Origin of the sequence: Sphingomonas albertensis (assembly GCF_014358075.1) — a bacterium.
GTDB lineage: Bacteria > Pseudomonadota > Alphaproteobacteria > Sphingomonadales > Sphingomonadaceae > Sphingomonas > Sphingomonas albertensis.
In genome coordinates, this window is sequence record NZ_JACONT010000001.1 from 199,170 (window position 1) to 219,217 (window position 20,048).

The 20,048-nt window shown below is 66.8% G+C and carries 11 protein-coding genes; 6 read left to right on the forward strand and 5 right to left on the reverse strand.

Features of this window, described 5'->3' with window-relative positions:
- The first annotated feature begins 20 nt into the window (after positions 1-20).
- The 4 genes from H8S47_RS00870 to H8S47_RS00885 all read left to right on the forward strand — a co-directional run bounded on the left by H8S47_RS00870 (position 21) and on the right by H8S47_RS00885 (position 6,687).
- On the forward strand, positions 21-1,472 hold the full coding sequence (locus H8S47_RS00870; protein WP_187502035.1) for a family 43 glycosylhydrolase: 1,452 nt from the start codon (positions 21-23) through the stop codon (positions 1,470-1,472).
- Between the two features lie 234 nt (positions 1,473-1,706).
- Complete coding sequence (locus H8S47_RS00875) at positions 1,707-4,043, forward strand: glycoside hydrolase family 95 protein (RefSeq protein WP_187502036.1); 2,337 nt, start codon at positions 1,707-1,709, stop codon at positions 4,041-4,043.
- 59 nt (positions 4,044-4,102) lie between these two features.
- Positions 4,103-5,125: an alpha/beta hydrolase gene (locus tag H8S47_RS00880; RefSeq protein WP_235982536.1), complete on the forward strand. Its 1,023-nt coding sequence runs from the start codon at positions 4,103-4,105 to the stop codon at positions 5,123-5,125.
- On the forward strand, positions 5,122-6,687 hold the full coding sequence (locus H8S47_RS00885; RefSeq protein WP_328805376.1) for a glycoside hydrolase family 43 protein: 1,566 nt from the start codon (positions 5,122-5,124) through the stop codon (positions 6,685-6,687). The genes H8S47_RS00880 and H8S47_RS00885 overlap by 4 nt, the downstream gene beginning before the upstream one ends.
- Positions 6,688-6,820: 133 nt before the next feature.
- Here the strand turns inward: H8S47_RS00885 and H8S47_RS00890 are convergent, their stop codons facing one another.
- From H8S47_RS00890 to H8S47_RS00910, 5 genes are all read right to left on the reverse strand, one after another.
- Entirely contained in the window at positions 6,821-8,731 is a 1,911-nt protein-coding gene (locus H8S47_RS00890) for an NPCBM/NEW2 domain-containing protein (RefSeq protein ID WP_235982537.1), read from the reverse strand.
- A gap of 5 nt (positions 8,732-8,736) precedes the next feature.
- A complete protein-coding gene (locus H8S47_RS00895; RefSeq protein WP_187502038.1) occupies positions 8,737-11,409 on the reverse strand; it encodes a glycoside hydrolase family 3 C-terminal domain-containing protein in 2,673 nt (890 codons plus the stop codon).
- Positions 11,410-11,473: 64 nt separating this feature from the next.
- Positions 11,474-13,426, reverse strand: coding sequence for a sialate O-acetylesterase (locus H8S47_RS00900; RefSeq protein WP_187502039.1), 1,953 nt, complete (start codon positions 13,424-13,426; stop codon positions 11,474-11,476).
- 16 nt (positions 13,427-13,442) lie between these two features.
- Positions 13,443-14,984, reverse strand: a complete 1,542-nt coding sequence (locus tag H8S47_RS00905; RefSeq protein ID WP_187502040.1) for a tryptophan halogenase family protein — start codon at positions 14,982-14,984, stop codon at positions 13,443-13,445.
- Positions 14,985-15,047: 63 nt separating this feature from the next.
- Positions 15,048-18,017 (reverse strand): TonB-dependent receptor, encoded by a 2,970-nt coding sequence (locus H8S47_RS00910; RefSeq protein ID WP_187502130.1) that lies wholly within the window; start codon positions 18,015-18,017, stop codon positions 15,048-15,050.
- A gap of 321 nt (positions 18,018-18,338) precedes the next feature.
- On the opposite strand from H8S47_RS00910, the gene H8S47_RS00915 reads away from it, so the two are divergent.
- Together H8S47_RS00915 and H8S47_RS00920 are read left to right on the forward strand one after the other, a co-directional pair.
- Entirely contained in the window at positions 18,339-19,025 is a 687-nt protein-coding gene (locus H8S47_RS00915) for a SapC family protein (RefSeq protein WP_187502041.1), read from the forward strand.
- Positions 19,022-20,038 carry a cupin-like domain-containing protein gene (locus H8S47_RS00920; RefSeq protein WP_187502042.1) on the forward strand — a complete coding sequence of 339 codons (1,017 nt, stop codon included), beginning with the start codon at positions 19,022-19,024 and terminating at the stop codon, positions 20,036-20,038. The genes H8S47_RS00915 and H8S47_RS00920 overlap by 4 nt, the downstream gene beginning before the upstream one ends.
- The last annotated feature ends 10 nt before the right edge of the window (positions 20,039-20,048 follow it).

Here is a 20,048-nt window from a genome sequence, read left to right on the forward strand (position 1 = left end):
CCGAAAAAATGGAGGGCCGTATGAAGCGTCTGGTTACGGGGGCCCTGGGGCTCTGCACGATCCTGGCGGTCGGCATTGTGCCGGCGAGGGCACAGTTGCAGGGCGAGACCTTCATCCACGATCCTTCGACGGTGACCCTGTCGGAAGGCAGATACTACACGTTCGGCACGCGCGGCGGCGGCCTGGTCTCCGAGGACGGCTGGACATGGCATGGCGGGCCGGAGCGTCCCGGCGGCGGCGTCGCCCCGGACGTCATCAAGATCGGTGACCGTTATTACATGGCCTATGCGGTCGGTGGCGGCGGCATGGGCGGCGGACACGCCAGCCAGGTCAAGATGATGTGGACCTATTCGCTCGACCCGAAATCGCCGAAGTTCAAATTCCACGATATCGGCGTGGTCGCCTCGAGCGACGGCGTCGAGACCGCCGACGCGTTCGACCCGGCATTCCTGTACGTCGACGGGCGCCTGTGGCTGACATACGGAACCTATTTCGGACCGATCCGCATCATCGAGCTCGATCCCAAGACCGGACTGCGGCTGGCGGGTAACCAGCCGGTCGATGTCGCGATCGACATGGAGGCCACCGCGATGATGCATCGCGACGGCTATTATTATTTGCTCGGGACGCACGGGACCTGCTGTGACGGTCCCAATTCCACCTATCACATCCGCGTCGGCCGATCGCGTAGCCCGCTCGGTCCGTATGTCGATCACATGGGCACGCCGCTGCTGCGCGGCGGCGGCAAGCTGGTGATCAGCGCGCGCGGGCGAAACATGGGTCCCGGTCATTTCGGCCTGATCGAGCTCGGCAACGGCGTCGAAAAATTCTCGATGCATTACGAGGCGGACATGGATCGCAGCGGGCGCAGCGTCTTGGGAATCGCGCCGCTTCGATGGACCGACGGCTGGCCGGTCGCTGGCGAGAATGTCGCGCCCGGCATGTATGAGATCGCGTCGGAGCGGAGCGGCTACGCGCTGCAACTCGCGACGGATGTCGTCCGCATAGCGTTCGACGCGCGCCGCAGCTTCATGGCGAAGCCGAGCGATCCGGTGGCGCCGATCGCGGACCAGACGCTCGCCGAGGAATCAATAGGCTGGCCGCAGGGATCGATCCGCGTCGATCTTGGTGATTACATGAACCGGCCGCGCCAGCGGTGGACGATCGCGCCCGTGCCCGGTGCAGGCGGCTATTTCGGCGCGCCGTTCTACAGTATCGTCATCGCCGGTACCGATCGCGCGCTTGCCGCCAATGCCGCGGGCGAGGTCGAGACCGTGGCGACCTTCACGGGTGCCAGCGAGCAATTGTGGCAGATCGATCAGCTGACCGACGGCACCTATCGGATCGCGCCGAAAGCGGCACCGGGGAGAAAACCGGGCCTCGCGCTCGTGGCGATCGGCGCGAGCACGCCTACGCTCGCGCCGTTCGATCCGGTCAGTCCCGCCGGCCGATGGACGTTTCGGCAACCCTAGCGCCGTCGCCGAGGCTGGCCTCACCTGATGACCGACACACAGAGTTGCGCGAAGACATAGCCGAAAGCGACTGCATGACCTTGATCAGCCACCGCCCCGCAAAGCCGTATCGACCGTCCAGTCGGCATAGTGTCCACGCGCCGGACCTCCTTCCGGCGATGACGCGGCTTTGTACCCTCGCACGGGGGACCGCCGATCGATCGGCTGGCGCGCGCGAACTGGACGGACGGACCGATGCCTAGCCGTCCTTCACGGCGCGATCTGCTGGAGGGGGCAGCGGCGAGCGCCGCGGCTCTGGTCTTGCCTATGCCTGCTTGGGCGGCGGCGGCGGGGAAGGACGCGCGGCTGTGGTATCGCCAACCGGCCGTCGCCTGGACCGAGGCGTTGCCGGTGGGCAATGGGCGGCTCGGGGCGATGGTGTTCGGGGGCACCACGCGCGAGCGGTTGCAGCTCAACGAAGACACGCTGTGGACGGGCGGGCCCTATGATCCGGTCAACCCGGCGGCGCGGGATACGCTTTCGGAAGTGCGACGGCTGATCGATACCGGCAAGTTCGCCGAGGCGCAGGCTTTGGCGAACGCCAAGCTGATGGGCGTGCCACGGACGCAGATGGCGTACCAGCCGGTCGGCGATCTGCTGCTCGACATGCCGGGGATCGGCGCGGTCGCGGCGTATCGGCGCGACCTCGATCTCGACACGGCGATCGCCACGACCAGCTTCACCGCAGGCGGCACGCGTTTCCATCGTGAGGTGTTCGCCGCACCGGGCGATCAGGTGATCGTCGTAGAGGTCACCGCGGATCGCCCCTTCGATATCCGCATCGGCCTGACGTCGCCGCATCCCGGCGCGGTCGTCTCGGCGAGCGGGGCGGCGTTGACGCTGACCGGGCGTAACGGCGAGCGCGCGGGTCTCGCGGGGCGATTGAGGTTCGCGGCCCGCGCGCAGGTGTTGACCACCGGCGGGACGATCGTCGCCGATCGCGACAGTCTGCGCGTCCGCGGTGCGCGATCGGTTACCGTGTCGATCGCGATGGCGACGAGCTATCGTCGTTTCGATGACGTGAGTGGCGATCCCGAAACTGCGACGCTCGCCACGCTCGATCTGGCCCAAGCGCGCGGGATCGACCGTATTCGCGCCGAGACGATTGCTGCGCATCGGGCGCTGTTCCGCCGCGTTACGTTGGATCTCGGGCGGACGGCGATTGCAGACCGCCCGACCGACGAGCGTATCCGCGCGAACGATGCCGCCGCCGACCCGGCGCTCGCCGCGCTGTATTTCGACTATGGCCGCTATCTGCTGATCGCGTCGTCGCGGCCCGGCAGCCAGCCCGCCAATCTGCAGGGCATCTGGAACGACCAGATCAAGCCGCCCTGGGAGTCCAAATACACGGTCAACATCAATACCGAGATGAACTACTGGCCGGCGGAGGTCACCGCGCTCGCCGAATGTACCGAGCCGCTGGTCCGGATGGTGCGCGAACTGGCGGTCGCCGGCGAACGCACCGCGCAGAAAATGTACGGCGCGCGCGGCTGGGTTTGCCATCACAACACCGATCTGTGGCGGGCGACCGCGCCGATCGACGGGGCCGAGTGGGGGCTGTGGCCGACCGGCGGCGCGTGGTTGTGCACGCATCTGTGGGATCGCTACGATTACGGGCGCGATCTCGCCTATCTGCGCTCGGTCTATCCGCTGATGCGCGGGGCGGCGTTGTTCTTCCTCGATACGCTCCAGACTGATCCTGCGACCGGCGCGCTGGTGACCAACCCGTCGCTGTCGCCCGAGAACATCCATCCGGCGGGGGCCTCGATCTGCGCGGGGCCGGCGATGGACATGCAGATCCTGCGCGATCTGTTCGATCAGGTTGGGCGGGCGGCGGCGTTGCTCGCGATCGATGCCCCGTTTGCGGCGGAGATAGCGGCGGCATGCGCGCGCCTCGCACCCGATCATGTCGGTGCGGAGGGTCAGCTTCAGGAGTGGCAGCGCGACTGGGACGCGGCCGCGCCAGAGCCGCACCATCGCCACGTATCGCATCTCTACGGCCTGTTCCCGAGCGATCAGATCGACCTCGACCGGACGCCCGCACTGGCGCAGGCGGCGCACCGTTCGCTCGAACTGCGCGGCGACGAGTCGACCGGCTGGGCGACGGCGTGGCGCGCGAACCTGTGGGCGCGGCTGCGCGACGGCGACCATGCGCATCGGATCCTCGCGTTCCTGCTGGGGCCCGAGCGGACCTATCCCAATCTGTTCGACGCGCATCCACCCTTCCAGATCGACGGTAATTTCGGCGGCACGCGCGCGATCGCCGAGATGCTGATGCAGAGCCGCGGTGACGAGATACTCCTGCTGCCGGCACTGCCGAGTGCATGGCCGACTGGATCGGTGACCGGATTACGCGCCCGCGGCCGGTGTGCGGTCGATTTGGAGTGGCGGGGCGGCGAACTGGTCGAGGCGGTGTTTCGTGGAGAGCTACCGGAACGCCGCGTGATTCGCTTGGGCACGAGGCGGGTCGAGGTCGTGCTGACGCCGGGCAAGGCGGTCAGGCTGCGCGGTAGTGATCAGACGCGCGCATGAACAAGCAAAAGGGGATGTCCGTGAACAGAGTTCTTGCCACATTCGGCACCGCGTTGGCGATGCTGTCGATCGATCCCGCATCGGCGCAGGTCAAGACGCCGGCACCGCCGCCCGTCGCCGGTGCACGCCCGGTGACGATCGAGCGGATTACCGTCCACTCGCCCGCGATCGAAGGCAATCTGGAAGGCGAAAGTCCGGACCGGGCCGTGCTGGTGGTCCTGCCGCCGAGCTATCGCGCCGACCCGAAGCGTCGCTATCCGGTGGTCTATGCGCTGCACGGCTATTCGATCGGCGTCGAACAGTGGATCGGCGAGATCCACGTGCCGCAGACGATCGAGGGCGCGTTTGCCAAGGGTGCTCGCGAGATGATTGTGGTGCTGCCCGACAGCAAGACCGCGCATAACGGGTCGTTCTATTCGAGCTCGGTGACGGTCGGCGATTTCGAGACGTTCGTCGCGCGCGATCTGGTCGGCTATGTCGACGGCCATTACCGGACGATCGCGGACCGTCGCAGCCGCGGGCTCGCGGGGCATTCGATGGGCGGCTACGGCACCGCGCGGATCGGCATGAAGCATGCGGACGTGTTCGGCGCGCTCTACATGATGAGCCCGTGCTGCCTGTCGACCCGCGCGCTTGGCACGCCGGATGCGGCGACCGAGACGGCGATCCGAGCGCTTCGCTCGCCGGCGGAGAGCGCGACCTTGTCATGGGGTTTGCGAGCGCAACTTGCGACCGCGGCGGCGTGGTCCCCCAATCCCAAGGCGCCGCCGCTGTACCTAGACCTGCCGATCAAGGACGGCGTGCCGCAGCCTGACGTGATGGCGCGCTGGGCGGCCAATGCGCCGCTGGCGATGCTCGATCAATATGTCGGCAACATGCGGCGCTATGCGGCGATCGGGATCGACGTCGGAGATCGCGACGGGTTGAAGGACGATGCCGGCAAGCTTCACGCAGCGCTGGACAGCTACAGGATTGCGAACAGCTTCGAGGTGTATCCGGGCGATCATACCAGCGGCGTCGCGGGGCGCGTGCAGGACAAGATGATGCCGTTCTTCTCGCGCGCCTTGGCGTTCGGCAAGTGAGGGTCGGGTTGGCAATCGCGCTCGGGCTGATGGCGACCGCCGCGTCGGCGCAGGTGTGGCGATCGGACCAGGGTGACGGGACGTTCCGCAATCCGGTACTGTTCGCGGATTATCCTGACCCTGACATCATCCGCGTCGGCAGCGACTATTATTTCGCTACGACGACGTTCGCGAATACGCCCGGGATTACGATTCTGCACAGCCGCGATCTGGTGAACTGGACGCTCGCGTCGCACCTCGTCGATCGGCTGGAGGGCAAGCCCGAATACGACCTGAAGGGCGGTAACGCGTACCGGCACGGGCTCTACGCCTCCTCCTTACGCTACCACGCTGGCACCTATTATCTGGCCAATACGCCGGTCGGGCAGAAGACGCGGATCTGGTACGCGAAGGACGTGCGCGGGCCGTGGCGCTATCACGAACTGGAGCGTGAGGCGTTCGATCCCGGGCTGTTCATCGAGCCGGACGGGCGCGCGTATCTGGCGACCGCGAGTACCGCGGACGGGACGATTACGTTGCTGACGCTGGACAAGGCGCTGGCGCACGTCACCGCGTCGCAGAAGGTGCATTACATCAAGGGCGCGGAGGGGTCGAAGATCATCCGGCGTGGTGCGTACTACTATATGTTCAACGCGCTGCCGCCGCGGCTCGCGCTTAGCGTCTCGCGGGCGCGCAGCCTGTTCGGGCCGTGGGAAACGCGCGACCAGATCGATGACAAGACCGGTGGGCACCAGGGTGCGCTGGTCGACTTGCCCGATGGCCGCTGGTTCGGCTTCGTGATGGAGGATAGCGGCGCAATCGGGCGGATGACGAACCTCAGCCCGGTGTTTTGGCAGGACGACTGGCCGGTATGGGGCACGCGCGAAGCATCCGGTCGCGTGCCGCGGCGTGCGGCCAAGCCGATCCCTGGCGGTGCTTTTGCGGAACCGGCGACGTCGGATGATTTCGGGAAGCGGACGCTCGGGTTGCAGTGGCAGTGGAACCATAATCCCGAGCTTTCGCGATGGTCGCTGACCGAGCGGCCGGGCTGGTTGCGGTTGAAGCCGACGGTCGCGACCGGGTTCTGGAGCGCGCGCAACACGCTGGTGCAGAAGGGGCAGGGGCCGGCGAGCCGGGCCGAGGTGAAGCTCGACATCCGCCATCTGGCGGCGGGGGATCGTTGCGGGTTCGGGACGTTCGGCCAGTTCAGCGGGAATATCACGGTACAAGGCGCGGCGGGTGGCAAGGCGACGCTGGCGATGGAGGTGACCGAGGATACGGTCGCGGGCGCCCGGACAGAAGTTCGCGCCACTGCGCCGTTGCCGCGTACCGAGGCGCTGTGGTTGCGGACCGACATGGACTTTACGACCGATCTTGCGCGGATGGCGTATAGTGTGGACGGGCGGCGCTGGACCGGGCTCGGCGGCGACTTCCCGTTGGCGTTCGCTTGGCGGACGGGGACGTTCCAGGGCGAGCAGCTCGCGCTGTTCTGCTACGCGCCGACCGAGAGCCGGGGGTGGCTGGATGTCGACCGGTTCACGCTGTCGGCCTTGCCGCCGGCCAAGCCGGAACGGGTGCGTTAGCGTCGTTTTCAAACCTTTCCGTTCGTGCTGAGCGAATTCGAAGCACCGCTCTCAACAGGCGTGTACGCAAGGTCGAGGGGTACCCTTCGACTACGCTCAGGGCGAACGGGGGAGGGGGCGGCCTCCCCTGTCCCTATGTATAGAGCGCGGCGTCTGCCCAGATCGCAGGTTGCGGCGTCCCCGCATTTGCCGCTGCACCACTCCCCCGCGCTACCAGTTCCACGATCCGCACCCCCGCGACCCTCGCCTCCAGCGGCGCAGCGGCCTCGCCGAACCCCATCGGCCGCGACTTGGCGAGCAGGCGACCATCGCCCCAGACCTCGAACACGGTCGTGCCCGAGCGTGGCTGGCCGGAATCGTTGATGCCGACGTTGGCCGCGAACCGAGCGTAACCCTGGTTGCGGACTTCGAGGCGGGAGTTCGCCAGCACGCCGATCCCCGTGTCGAAGTCGGTGCCGGCCACCCGCAGTAACTTGCCATACGGCGCGCGGTCGGCTTCGGCGCCGCCCCAACCGCCATATTGCGGGTGTTCGCCGCCGCCCCGCGTGCCGGTCCACGGCGTGATCGACTGGTAAATCGTCGGATCGGGCTGCGGCACGACCACTCCGTCGGCGGCCGGATTGACGCGGCCGGTCTGCTCCGAGAGGTACAGCCCGCCCGGCAGGCGCCGCGTGCCGGTCGCGCGGAAGATCAGCGTTTCGTGTGGCGCGAGCGTCACCGCTACCTCCTTCCGAAAGCTCTGGTCCTTCTTCGTCCAGAGGTCCTTCAGGCGGACGTCGGCGGTCGGTAGCATCTTGAGTTGCTCGGCGGTGAGCACGGCCTTGGCGGGCGAGGCGGTACGGTTGAACAGCGCGACGCCCTTGCTGCCGTCGGCGAGCGTCTTGACGAAGGTCTGCACCTCGCCGGAATCATAGGCGAGCACCGCCTGGTTGCCGGCCGGATCCTGGTTCAGCGCGACGATGTCCGCATTGCCGAAGATCGCGAGCAGGTCCGGCGTCAGCTTGCGCAGGTCGTAGCCGATGATCAGCGGCGAATCGACCATCGCCCATAGCGAGAAGTGCGACCGCGCCTCGGTCAGATGCGCCGCGTCGAAATCGCCGGTGCCGACGAACAGCATGTCGGGGTCGTTCCACGATCCGGGATGCGCATAGAGCGCGCGGTGCGTGACGGTGTCGAGGTTGGTAAGCATCCGCGGCCAGACCGGCTGGATGTCGTCGCTGGTGCGCGAGGTATTGCCGACGTCCTTGCCCCAGGCGCGCACGTCGCCCGCGCCCCACAGGCACAGCGAATAGACATAGGGGCGGTCGCCGGCGTGCGTGTGCAGCGCGGTGTGGACCTGTTCGTAAAGGCCACGGATGCCCGCGACGTCCGATCCGCCGAGCGACTGCATGTCGACCAGCGGCGTCAGCGCGCGATAGAGTCCCGACTTCACGCGTGGTGCGTCCGCCGGAAGGCCGCGCGCGCCGCAGCCATCGACCTTAATGAAGTCGAAATTCCATTCGGCGAAGAACAGACGGATGTCCTGGTCGACATGACCGTATAGCCCGACTTCGCGCTCCGCGACGCTGCCCTCGGGCTGGTTCTTGAAATCGGGGGTGTAGATCTGGCCGCAGCTGTTGCGGCCGATGTCGGAATAGATGCCGGCCTTCAGCCCCATCGCGTGCAGCCGGTCGGTGAGCGGGCGGAAGCTGGTGTCCGCGCCGGTCGCGGCGGACGGGAAGTGGCTGGTGCGGATGAGCAACCGCCCGTCGGGCTGGCGGCGCTTGAGCCACCAGCCATCGTCGATGTTGACGTAGCGATAGCCGATGTCGCGCAGCTTGGTATCGACCAGCGCCTGTGCGGAGGCGAGCACCTTCTCCTCGTCGACGTCGCTGTTGAAGGCGTTCCACGAATTCCAGCCCATCGGCGGCACCGGCGCGGAGCCATCGGTGTTGGCGCTCCACTTGCCGGTTGGCGTCATCGGGTCGGCGGCGGCTGCTGTTGCGGCTGCGAGCGGACCGCACAAGGCGGCCAGCGCCACGCCGATCATCATCATCGATGGCATACGCTTCACTTCGGTAATTCCTTCGACTGGCGGGCGGTGAAGCGCGCGGATTGGACCGGCGCGCCGGTTCCCGGCTGGCCCGAGCCCACGGTGACGCGGTAGCTGCCCGCCGCGACCGAGCGCGTGCCATCGACGGCCACCGAACTCAGATCGCGCGGCGACAGGTCGAAGGTGACGGTGCGCGTCTCGCCGGGACGCAGCGCGACACGCTGGAAGCCGCGCAGTGCGATCCGAGGCGTGCCGGGCCGATCGGGGAAGTTCAGGTAAAGTTGCGCCACCTCTTCGCCCGGCCGATCGCCCTGATTGGTCAGTCGCGTGGTGACGCGGATGCCGGCCTCGGCGCCGCCGCGTGCGGGAGTCACGGTCGGCGTCGTGTAGCCGAACCGCGTGTAGCTGAGCCCGTGGCCGAACGGATAGACCGGCGTGCCCGTAAAGTAGCGATAGGTGCGGCCGTTCATCGCGTAGTCGCCGAACGGCGGCTGGTCCGCGACGCTGCGGTAGAAGGTGAGCGGCAGGCGTCCCGACGGGTTGGTGCGTCCCGTGAGGATGTTGGCCGCGGCCGTGCCGCCGGTCTCGCCCGGATACCAAGCCTCCAGCACGGCGGCGGCGTTGTCCTTCGCCCAGGCGAGGTTGATCGGGCTGCCGTTCATCGCGACCAGCACGATCGGCTTGCCGCTGGCCTTGGCCTGTTCGAGCATCGCGATCTGGTCTGCGGGCAGGTCCAGCGTGGTCTTGTCGCCGCCCGAGAAGCCCGGCACCGTCACGCCGGTCTCCTCCGCTTCGAGATCGGAAGTGAGGCCGACGACCGCGACCAGCACGTCGGCGGCGGCCGCCGCGCGGCGAAGCTCGGCGGACGGCGCATCCGACACGCGCTTCCACACCAAGTCGATCCCGCTGCCCTCCGCGCGGATCGCATAACGTCTGCCGCCTTCGAGTTTCAGCGTCGTCATACCGGGGAGGTCGTTCCAGCGCGCCTTGCGTCGGTCGGAGATCATCCTGCCGTCGAGGGTGAGCGTACCGCCCGAACCCGACAGCCCGACGCGGTAGGTGCCGCTTTCGGGCGGCACCAGGAAGCCGGTCCATTCCGTGCGATGGACATCGGCCACGCGCGCCAGATCGAGGTTGCGGTCGCCGACGTCGGGCTCGATGCGGGTGACCACCGGCTGGGTCTGATACTTGGCCGCAGCGACCAGCTTCTCGCGCGTGCCGGGTGCGTATTGTGCGGGCATCGGCGTCGTCGGATTGAAATAGCGCGCGAGCAGGCCGGGCCTGCCGTCGGGGGTGAGCAAAGCGGAGGTCGGCACGCGGTCGCCGTCCGTGACGGACTCGCCGAACGGCACGAGCGTGACCTGGCTGGCACCGAGCGCGGTTTCCAGACCCTCCAGCACCGACACCGGCCGGCCCGACAGCGGCGACGAGTAATTGCCGCGCAGCACGCGCGTCGCATCGCCCAGCGGGCCGATCACGGCGAGCTTCACGCCGGGCTTGAGCGGCAGGATGCCGTCGTTCTTGAGCAGCACCATCGATCGCTCGGCCGCGGCCAGCGCCAGCCGGCGATGTTCCGGTGCCCCGACAACGCTGGTCGGTAGCGCCTTGGGTGCACCGGCAAGTCCGGGCAGATCGCCGGTCCGGTAGCGTGCGGCGAACAGGCGGATGAGGCTCCTGTCGACGTCCGCCTCGGTGATCAGGTCGCGGCTGAGCGCCTCGCGGTATCGGGTCTCCAGGCCCGCAGTATCGCCCAGCGTCTCGCCGTTGCACTCGTTGTCCACGCCCGCGCGCATCGCAGCGGCGACCGCGGCGGCGCTGTCGGGCGCGTATTTGTGATTGTCGGCGATGTCCTTCACCGCGTCGCAATCGGACACGACATAGCCCTTGAAGCCCCACGCCTCGCGCAGATGCTCCTTCAACAACAGGTCGCTGGCGCAGGCAGGCTGGCCGTCGATGCGGTTGTAGGCGCACATCACCGACGCCGCGCGTCCGTCGACCAAGGCGGCGCGGAAGGCGGGGAGGTAGGTGTCCTCCAGGTCGTGCGCGGACACGAAGACGTTGGCCGAATGCCGCGTGCCCTCGGGGCCACTGTGCACCGCGAAATGCTTCGGCGTGGCGATCACCCGCGGGCGATCGGGGTTGAGACCCTGCATCCCGCGGACGAAGGCGACGCCCATCGCCGCGGTCAGGAACGGATCCTCGCCATAGGTCTCTTGTCCGCGACCCCAGCGCGGATCGCGGAAGATGTTGATATTAGGCGACCAGGTGTCGAGCCCGGTGCCGATATGCCCGTTCCTGCCGGTCTCGCGACCAAGCGTATGCAGCCCGCGCACCTCCTCGCTGATCGCGCCCGCGACGTCGTGGACGATCGGACCGTCGAAGGTCGCGGCGAGGCCGATCGGCTCGGGGAAGTTGGTGGTTGCGAGCGGGCCGAGCGCGCCGTGCAGCGACTCGGTCCACCAGTTATACGCGGGAACGCCGAGCCGCGGGATGGCGGGAGCGACGTTGAGCAACTGCGGCAGTTTCTCGTCGTGCGTCATCCGCGCGACGATGGCGCGGGCCATCTGCTCGGCGGGGTCGCTGGCGGTCTGCTGGCTCGGCGTGGCCGCTGGCTCGCGGGCGACCGCTGGCGAAAATGCGAGCGCGAGCCCGGCCGTCGCGAGCGCTCTCGCCGTCATGGTCCTGCGCATCGTCACTATCCCCCATTGCGGCACGCGCAAGCGGCCGATTGTGTTCTTCGCGCCCGTTCGGGGCTTATCGACCCGGCGAGACCGGTACTTCGAACGTGCCGACCGGCAGCGGTGCGTCGTCCGCGAGGTTGGTCGCAGGCGCATCGGCCCAGGCGTAGCGGACGCGCGTGACCGGCTGACCGTCGCTCGGCAGGGTCACGGTCGAACCTGCAACCCGCCCGGCGGCGTAGCGGCAGGTGCCGACCGCAGGACCGCAAAGCTCGAAGCCGATCGCCTGCGCGGAACTGCGAGCGTGCAACGCGCCCGTGACGCCGCTGAACCGGACCGTGACGCTGCCATCCGGGTCACGCCGCGCATCGGCGACTGCCGGGCCGGAGGGAGCGATCTTCTCGCCGTACACCGCCGCGCGCATCACGCGGGCGAGCCTTTGCCCGACCTCGCGTTTTTCGCCGGGATGGATGTCGAGAGCATCGCCGAGATCGAGCGCGACGGCGATGCCGGCATGCGGGTCCGCTGCCGCGACGCGTCGCTGTGCATCGCGGACGTCGCCCCAGCCGCTTTCGCTCGGCGCAATCGCCGGGCTGCCGTAATTGGCGAGCTGGACGATCGCGAAGCCGGTCTCGGGCGTGCCGAAACAGCGCCGCCAGTCGGCGATCAACGCCGTCATCCGGCGATCGTAACCGGGGATGCCGGTGTCGGACTCGCCCTGATACCAGGCCATGCCGGCGAACTTCGTGGCGCCGAGCGGCGCGATCATCGCGTTGTAGAGCGTGCCCGCGCCATTGATGTCGTCCCACGGCACGCGCGGTGCGGCGCCCGCCAGCCGCTTGGCGATCGCATAACGCCAGCCGGTGCCGAGCGGTACGCTGGTCCCATCGGCGAACGACAGCCGCATCGCATCCGCGGGGCCGGTCATTCCGCCATAGGCGTAGACGTCGTCGTCGTTGACGGTGATGACGTTGCGCCCGGCTTTCAAACTGCCGGCGGGCAGCGCGTAGACGCGCGATTGCGAGGCGAGGCTGCTGCCGCCGACGCCCACGCCGTTGACCCAGGTGCGGTCCGCGTCGTCGACCATGCCCAGCACCAGCGTCGCAGGGCCGCGTGCCTGCTCGGCGGTCAGTCGGACCTCGTGCTGGTACCAGATCATGCCGTTGTAATTGGCGAGTTCTGGCACGCCCCATGTCTCGAAATTGGTCATCGCCGGCACCGGCTGCCAGTCGAGTGCGGCATCGGGCTGCCACGGTTCGCGGCCGGCGGCATCACCCGAGCCCGCGCGCCACCAGCTTTCCCAGATCGTCGATGCCTGTCGGTTGGCCGCGGCGGGATCGCGAGCATAAAGGGCGAGCAGGTCGGTGGGGTCGCCGAGCCCCGCCTGACGCAGCGCAGTATCGCTCATCCACGCGCTGATCCGTGATCCGCCCCAGCTCGAATGCACTGCGCCGATCGGTACGCCCGACGTGCGACGCAGCGCCTGGACCATGTAGAAGCACGCGGCGGAAAAGCTGGGCGCCGTGGTGGGGCCGGACACCGTCCATGCCGGCTGTTGGGCAAATCGCGCGACCGGTGCAGCGGCGGAGACCTTTTCGACGGTCAGCAGCCGGAGCTTGTCATCGACCTCCGGGTGCGCATCGGGAAACAGGCCTTGTCCCTGGTCGACGCGGAGTTCCATGTTGCTCTGGCCCGAACACAGGAACACGTCGCCGACCAGAATGTCGCGGAGGACCGCCGCACCGCTCGGCGCGGCGATCGTCAGGTCGTAGGGACCGCCGGCGGGGAGGGCGGGCAGGCTCGCCGAAAACTTGCCATCGCGTCCTGCCTTGGCCGTGACGCTGCGGCCGGCGAGCGTGATCATCACCGTCTCGCCAGCCGCCGCCTGTCCGGTCAGGACGACGGGTTGGCCGCGCTGGATCACCGCGTGATCGCTCAGGATACCGTCGAGGCGCGGGGCCGCCGACGCTGCGGTCGCGCCGATGGTTAGGATCGCGCCGATGGCCAGGCACGCTGTGACGGTCCGCATAATGTTCCCCTGACGGCTAGATCGACTGAAGGCCGTGCCGCTTGATCTTGTCGATGAGATCGCGGTGGCCGGGCAGGCTGCTGACTAGTCGCTGCGTCTGCATCTGGTTGTCGTGTCGCGCACGCCGCGCCAGCGCGAGGTCGTCGTCGATCGTGCCCGGCATCACCGCAGTTCGCGCACCCATGCCGTACAGCACATATTGATAGCTGGCGGACGGGAAGACCTCCTCGGCGCGATCGAACTCGTCATGCACCCAGGGCGACTGGAAGCGCCACAATTCCATCAGGCCCATCAGGCGGTCGGGGATCGTTTCCGGCCGCACATTGTCGCGCCAGAACTCCGTGTCGGTGCGCTTGGTCAGCGCATAATGCAGCTTGAGGAAGTCGATGATGCGGCCCCAGCGGTAGCTGGTCGTGTCGTTGAAGCGGCGCGCGACGACGTCCATCACCTCGCGGCAGGCCGGCATCTGTTCCGCGATCATCTTCGCCGACAGCTCGATCAGGACGATCGCGGAGGCTTCGAGCGGTTCGAGGAACCCCGCGGCCAGCCCGACCGCGACGCAGTTGCGCGCCCAGAACTGCTCGCGGTGGCCGGCACGGATCGCCAGCCGGCGCGCAGTCAGGTCGCGCGCGGCCGGGCCGATATAGTCGCGCAGTTCCTGCTCGGCGGCATCCACGCTGATGTGACTGCTGGAGAAGACATGGCCGACCCCACGTCGTGTCGGCAGGCCGATGTCCCAGATCCAGCCCGCCGATTGCGCGGTCGAGATCGTATGGCTCGCGATCGGATCGTCGGGCAGATCATAGGGCACCTGCATCGCCAGCGCCGTGTCGCAGAACAGGACGTCGGTGCAACTGCGGAACGGCACTTTCATCGCGCCACCGATCAACAGCGCAGCAAAGCCCGTGCAGTCGACGAACAGGTCACCCGCGATCGAAACGCCCTGTTCGGCGTCGAGGCTGGCGATGTCGCCGCTCTCGTCGAGGCGGACCTCGGTGACGTCAGCCTTAACATGGCGGACGCCGAGCGTGTCGCAGCAATGCCGCTGGAGGAAATGCGAAAATTTGCCCGCGTCGAGGTGATAGGCGTAGTTCGCGTGGCCGTCATATTCGGGCGTCGCGATCGTCTTGGGGCCGAGCCCTTCGTCGCAGATCCGGCCCTGCGGCGTGACCGTGTCGCAGAACGTCGTGCTGCCCTCGTCCGCGAGCCAGTGCGGCGCGAGGTTCACCTGCCCGAAGTGCTGCGGCAGCATCAGCGGATGGTAATAGCCGTCGTCCGAGGCGCCCGTGGTCCAGCGGTTGAACCGTGCGCCCTGCTTGAAGGACGCATCGCATTGCCGGAACAGTTCGGTCTCCGACACGCCCATCTTCTTGAGCGTCGAACGCAGCGTCGGCCATGTTCCTTCGCCGACGCCGATGGTCGGCACGTTGGGCGATTCGACCAGGGTCACGGTGAAGCCGTGCTGGCGACGGGCCTGATGCTTAGCCGCGATGACGCCCGCGGTCAGCCACCCCGCGGTGCCGCCGCCGACGATAACGATGTTCTGAATTTCGTGCATGGTGCAGCGTAATCGAAAAGAGGCGGAGCACGAACAAATCGTGCTCCGCCAGGGGGGAGAGGGTCAGAAGCGGTAGCGGATACCGGCCGTGTAGCGACGGCCGTAATCGAACACATCGAGCAGCTGGTTGTCGTAGCGCCCGTGCGTGCTCTGCTGGTTGTTGTTGATGTTCAGCGCCTCGCCGAACACGCTGAAGTGTTTGTTGATGTCGTAGCTCGTCGTCAGGTCGATCTGGAAGCTCTGGTTGACGAAGGTCGGCTCGGCACCGAACGACCCGGTGTTCTGGTTCTGGCCGAACTGGAGCAGATACTTGTCGCGCCAGTTAAGCGCCGTGCGAAACTGGAACCCACCCTTGTCGTAGAAGCCGACGAAGTTCGCCGAGTTCGCCAGGCCCGTGACCGCGAAGCCGGTCTGCGAGATGTTCTTGTCGTCATAGGGCCGGTTGGTGTTCACGAACGTCGCATTGGCCTGGAAGCCGAAGCCGGTGTCGCCGAAGACCTGCTGCCAGGCGAGCTCGACGCCGCGTACGGTGGCGTCGGGTCCGTTGACCTGCTGGGTGACCGCGAAGCTGGCGAGCTGGCCGGTTGTCGGATCGACGAGGCCGTTGATCGTCTGTCGCGTGACGCCGCCGACCACGAAGTTGCTGACGTTCTTCAGGAAGAAGCCGACCGACAGGTACGAGTTCCGCTTATAGTACCATTCCGCCCCGATATCGAAATTGTCGGCGAGATAGGGCTTGAGGTCCGGGTTGCCGCCGCTTGCCGACAGGGCGCCGATGCGCTGGCCGTTGCCGACGTTGAGCACCGGGTTCAGCAGCGCGAGCGACGGACGGGTCAGCGTCCGCGAGGCATCGAACCTGAGGATCAGATTGTCCGTGAGTTCCAGCTTCGCATCCATGCTGGGCAGCAGGTACGAGTACGAACTGTTGCTCGTGACGCCCTGCACGTCGGTGTAGGTCGGGATGCTAAGCAGCGTCCGGTCCGCCGTGCTGGTCACCAGCGACGTCGGCAGGCGACCCTGTCCGGTCGAGACGAGGTTGGTGTTCTCGTTACGCACGCCGGCGTTGAACGTGAACGGCAGGCTGCCGATCTCGGTCTTGAAGTTGACGCTGAAATACAGCGACCACGTCCGCTCCCGGACCCGCAAGATGCTGCCCGGATCGACCGCTTCGTCGAAGGTCCCGGTGAAGCCGGTCACGTTCCCGTAGTTGAAGCCCGGGACGTTCTGCGCCTGCGGGTTGCCCAGGCTGGTCAGATAGTTCTGGTAGGCGACCGGGCTGAACACGAACACCGATGGCGGCAGGCTGCCGTCGAACCCCGGGATGAAGTTATTGAGGCTGACCGAGCCCTGGTACAGGCTGCCCGGCAGGGGCGCGACGCCCGAGGTGCCGGCAGAGGGCGCACCGTAGCCGGCATAGGCCTGCCAGAAATTGTTCGTGAAGGTGCTGGTGTTCCGGAAGTTGAACGTGTCCTGATAGAATTGGCCGCCGGCCTTGATCGTCAGGTCGTCCTGTTTCCAGGTGGCATTGCCGCGGAACTGCATCAGTTCGTCGGTGTTGCGCTGCGTCTGGTTGACCGCGACGTGCGTGCCGATCAGCGACGTGTCCGCCCAGGCGGCGCTGTTGCCGGCCGGACCGAAGTTGCTGATCGTCGGGAACGCACCGCTGCTGTTGCCGTCGACCGTGAACTGCAACGTGTTGCCCAGCGCACTGCCATAACCGATATCGCCGTTCTGGCTGCCGATGACGTTGCCCGGGTTCCGCCAGCTCTTCGCATAGGATCCGTCGGCCTCCAGCGTCAGATTGTCGGTCACGTCGTATTTGACGTTGAGGCCGGTCTGGTTGGTCTGCAGGATCTCGGTGTTGCGCGCCGCCGTGAAGTCGGTCGGCGTGCCGGCCTGCGTGAAGTCGACCGCGGTCCCGTTGCCGTCGAGCGTCACGTTGCGCAGGTCGCCCTGGTTGAACCAGACGCCGAACGCGTAATTGTTCTGGACGATTTCCTGGCGCGAGAAATTGTTGTCCAGCGTGATCATCAGGTCGTCGGTCGGATGATATTGGAAGGCGACACGGGCGTCGACGCGCTCGTCCTTCACGCGCTGCTGCTCCGCGCCATATTGCTGCGGGAACCAGCCCGGGATGTTCTGGCGGTTGTTGGGGTTCGCGTACGCAGCCGATGCCGTATCGCTGGTCGGCGAGCACGCCCCGGCGCCGGCGTTCCCGGCCAGCTGGCACGGCGCGAAGTTACCGCCCGGCCAGCCGGACACGTACACGCGGTTGGTATCGGTATCACGCCGCGTATAGATGACGTCGGCCAGCACGCCGAACGTCTCGTCCGCGTTGGTATCGCTGATCAGCAGGCCCGCGGTCGGCACGATCCTGCCGGCCCGCTCCTGGATCGAACCCGAGCCGGTGGCGGCGAGGCGGAAGCCGGGATGATCGAACGGCTTCGGGAACTGGATGTCCACCGTCGCACCGATCGAGCTCGACGACAGCGATACGTCCGGGGTCTTCAGCACGCTGAGCTGGCCGATGAAGTCGACGCCGACGGTGCTGAAATCGATCTGGCGACCACCGGTGGCGGTCGAGATACGACGACCGTCATACAGAGTGGTGTTGAAATCGCCGCCGAACCCGCGGACGGTGATGCCCGTGGGCTCGCCGCGCGAACCCGATCGCTGGATCGATACGCCGGGAAGGCGCTGCAAGGCGGCCGCGACGTTGGAATCGGGAAATTTGCCGATATCCTCGGCCGAAATGACATCCACCACGCCCGAGGACGTGCGCTTCAGATCGAGGTTGCGCTGCAACGAGCCGCGTAGCCCGGTGATGATGATCTCATCGCCTTCGCCGGCAGCGTTGCCCTGCGATGCGTCGGGAGCGGTTGCGGCGTCCTGGGGTTGCCCAGCCTGCACTGCGGTGATCGTGTTCGCGGTCGAGGGGACTGCGGGTTGCGGGGCGGTCGGCTGAACGGTCGTACTGTTCTGCAGACTAGCCTGGTCCTGCGCCAGAACAGGGATCGACCACATTAACGCCATCACGCTGGTAGCACAAGCGAGCGTGTGCTTTGGCCGCGACAAGCTGTGAAGGCCCAAATCACGAAAATTCGTGGTCATATCCAGTCATCCCCTCATGCAACGTCGCTCCGCTCTTCTTGTGAGAAGCATGCGCGACCAAATTTCGTGATGGGCGAATCAGGCGCTCTACGAACCGTCCCGGCCATCACCGTTAGCGCTCACATAATACGCACACGGTTTGTAGTTGCAAGCATTTGTATGAGTGATCGCGCCGCGCCTTTGCAACGGCGCCGCGCTGTGCGATCTGAGGAACAAAGACGATTACAGGATAGGGAGAAGACGATGCCGGCCTGGGAAATGCTGAACCACGAACAGCATGCGTCGCTTCGCGTATCGCGGGCCTGTGATGGCCAGCGGCATTTTGCGCAGATCGTCGCGGACGAGTTTTTGCAGGCCGCGCCCTATTATCCCATCCTCTTCACCAAGCATCCGGAGACGGGTGCGTTCTATGCCGGGGTCGTGATGGGGCTGGAGCCGGGACAAAATTTGCTGACCAAGGAGGGCGTTCTGGCGGATTATCGTCCTGCCGATCTGGAGCGCCAGGGCTTCTACATCGCCGAGGGACAGTTGGTCGTGGATCGCGACCATCCGGTGTTCGTCGGGCCCGATGGCCAGCCGGTATTCAATATCGATGGAGAGGCAGCGCTACCATTGAAACGGGTCCAGCACGCGTTGCATATGTTGGAGACAGGTCTTCCCGAAACCGACGCGGTGATCGGACGCCTGCTTGAACACCGCCTGCTGGAACCGATCGACGTCTCCATGTCATTCGACGACGGCGAGAGCCTGACGCTCGAGGGGCTGTACACGATCAGCCTCGATACTCTGCACGCGCTGCCCGACGCGGCCGCGCTCGACCTCTTCCACAGGGGGGACCTGCAACTGGCCTATGCCCAGACGGGGTCGGTGCGCCATCTGCGGACGCTGGGACGTCGCCGGAACGACCGGCTGGCAGACATCGGCCGATGATCTACGAGCCGCCCGCGAGTGCTTTGCGCGATCCGGACCATTTCCGGACGATCGTCATGGAACGCGGAGAACCAGCGATCATGCGCGGCGCGGCGCGCGATTGGGCGATGCTGGCCGATCTTACGGCACCGGGCGAAAACCTGGCCGGGGTCGTCGACCAATTCCGGCGCTTCGACGCCGGGCGGCTGGCGGAGGTGTTCGTCGGCAAACCGGAGATCGCGGCGCGGTACAATTACGATGCGTCGATGGCCGGCTTCAATTTCGATCGGAGCATGATCCGGTTCGACGATGCGCTCACGCAGATCCTCGCTAGCGCGTCCGAGCCCGGGCGGCCCAGCATGTATATGGGGTCGCTGGCGGCGGAGACGTATTTCCCCGGCATCGAGGAGACGACCCCGCTGCCGTTCGTGCCGGTCGCCGTCCGTCCGCGGTTCTGGATCGGTCACGCATCGACGGTCGCCTGCCATTACGACACGATGGACAATGTGGCGTGCGTGGCGGTGGGTCGGCGTCGCTTCACGCTGTTTCCGCCCGATGCGATCGAGGATTTGTACGTCGGGCCGATCGACCACACGCTGGCCGGGCAACCGATAAGCCTCGCGGTCGGCAGCGAACCGGGCGATCCGCGGTACCCGAAGTTCGCGCAGGCGAGGGACCGGGCATTGGTCGTCGAACTCGATCCCGGCGACGCCCTCTATATCCCGAAGCTGTGGTGGCATCAGGTCGAGGCGCTCAGCGAGGTCAACGTGCTCGTCAATTTCTGGTGGGATGGTTTCGCGACAGGGCCCGACCAGCCATACACCGCGATGCTGATGTCCATGCTCGCGATCGCCGAGCGGCCGCCTGCCGAGCGCGAGGCATGGCGCGCGTGGTTCGATCATTACGTGTTCCGCCCGGACGGCCACCCGCTGTCCTTCCTGCCCGTCGAGCAGCACGGCGTGCTCGGGGCACAATCGAAGGACAATTACGCGCGCATCCGCACGCTCGTCATGCGCCTATTGCGCGGCGGCTGACGGCGAGCCG

What these genes read in the sequence shown, in the direction of transcription:
- H8S47_RS00870 (WP_187502035.1), top strand. Translation starts at nt 21, where the DNA reads ATGAAGCGTCTGGTTACGGGGGCCCTGGGGCTCTGCACGATCCTGGCG.
- H8S47_RS00875 (WP_187502036.1), top strand. Translation starts at nt 1,707, where the DNA reads ATGCCTAGCCGTCCTTCACGGCGCGATCTGCTGGAGGGGGCAGCGGCG.
- H8S47_RS00880 (WP_235982536.1), top strand. Translation starts at nt 4,103, where the DNA reads ATGCTGTCGATCGATCCCGCATCGGCGCAGGTCAAGACGCCGGCACCG.
- H8S47_RS00890 (WP_235982537.1), bottom strand. Translation starts at nt 8,731, where the DNA reads ATGCCATCGATGATGATGATCGGCGTGGCGCTGGCCGCCTTGTGCGGT.
- H8S47_RS00895 (WP_187502038.1), bottom strand. Translation starts at nt 11,409, where the DNA reads ATGCGCAGGACCATGACGGCGAGAGCGCTCGCGACGGCCGGGCTCGCG.
- H8S47_RS00900 (WP_187502039.1), bottom strand. Translation starts at nt 13,426, where the DNA reads ATGCGGACCGTCACAGCGTGCCTGGCCATCGGCGCGATCCTAACCATC.
- H8S47_RS00905 (WP_187502040.1), bottom strand. Translation starts at nt 14,984, where the DNA reads ATGCACGAAATTCAGAACATCGTTATCGTCGGCGGCGGCACCGCGGGG.
- H8S47_RS00910 (WP_187502130.1), bottom strand. Translation starts at nt 18,017, where the DNA reads ATGGCGTTAATGTGGTCGATCCCTGTTCTGGCGCAGGACCAGGCTAGT.
- H8S47_RS00915 (WP_187502041.1), top strand. Translation starts at nt 18,339, where the DNA reads ATGCCGGCCTGGGAAATGCTGAACCACGAACAGCATGCGTCGCTTCGC.
- H8S47_RS00920 (WP_187502042.1), top strand. Translation starts at nt 19,022, where the DNA reads ATGATCTACGAGCCGCCCGCGAGTGCTTTGCGCGATCCGGACCATTTC.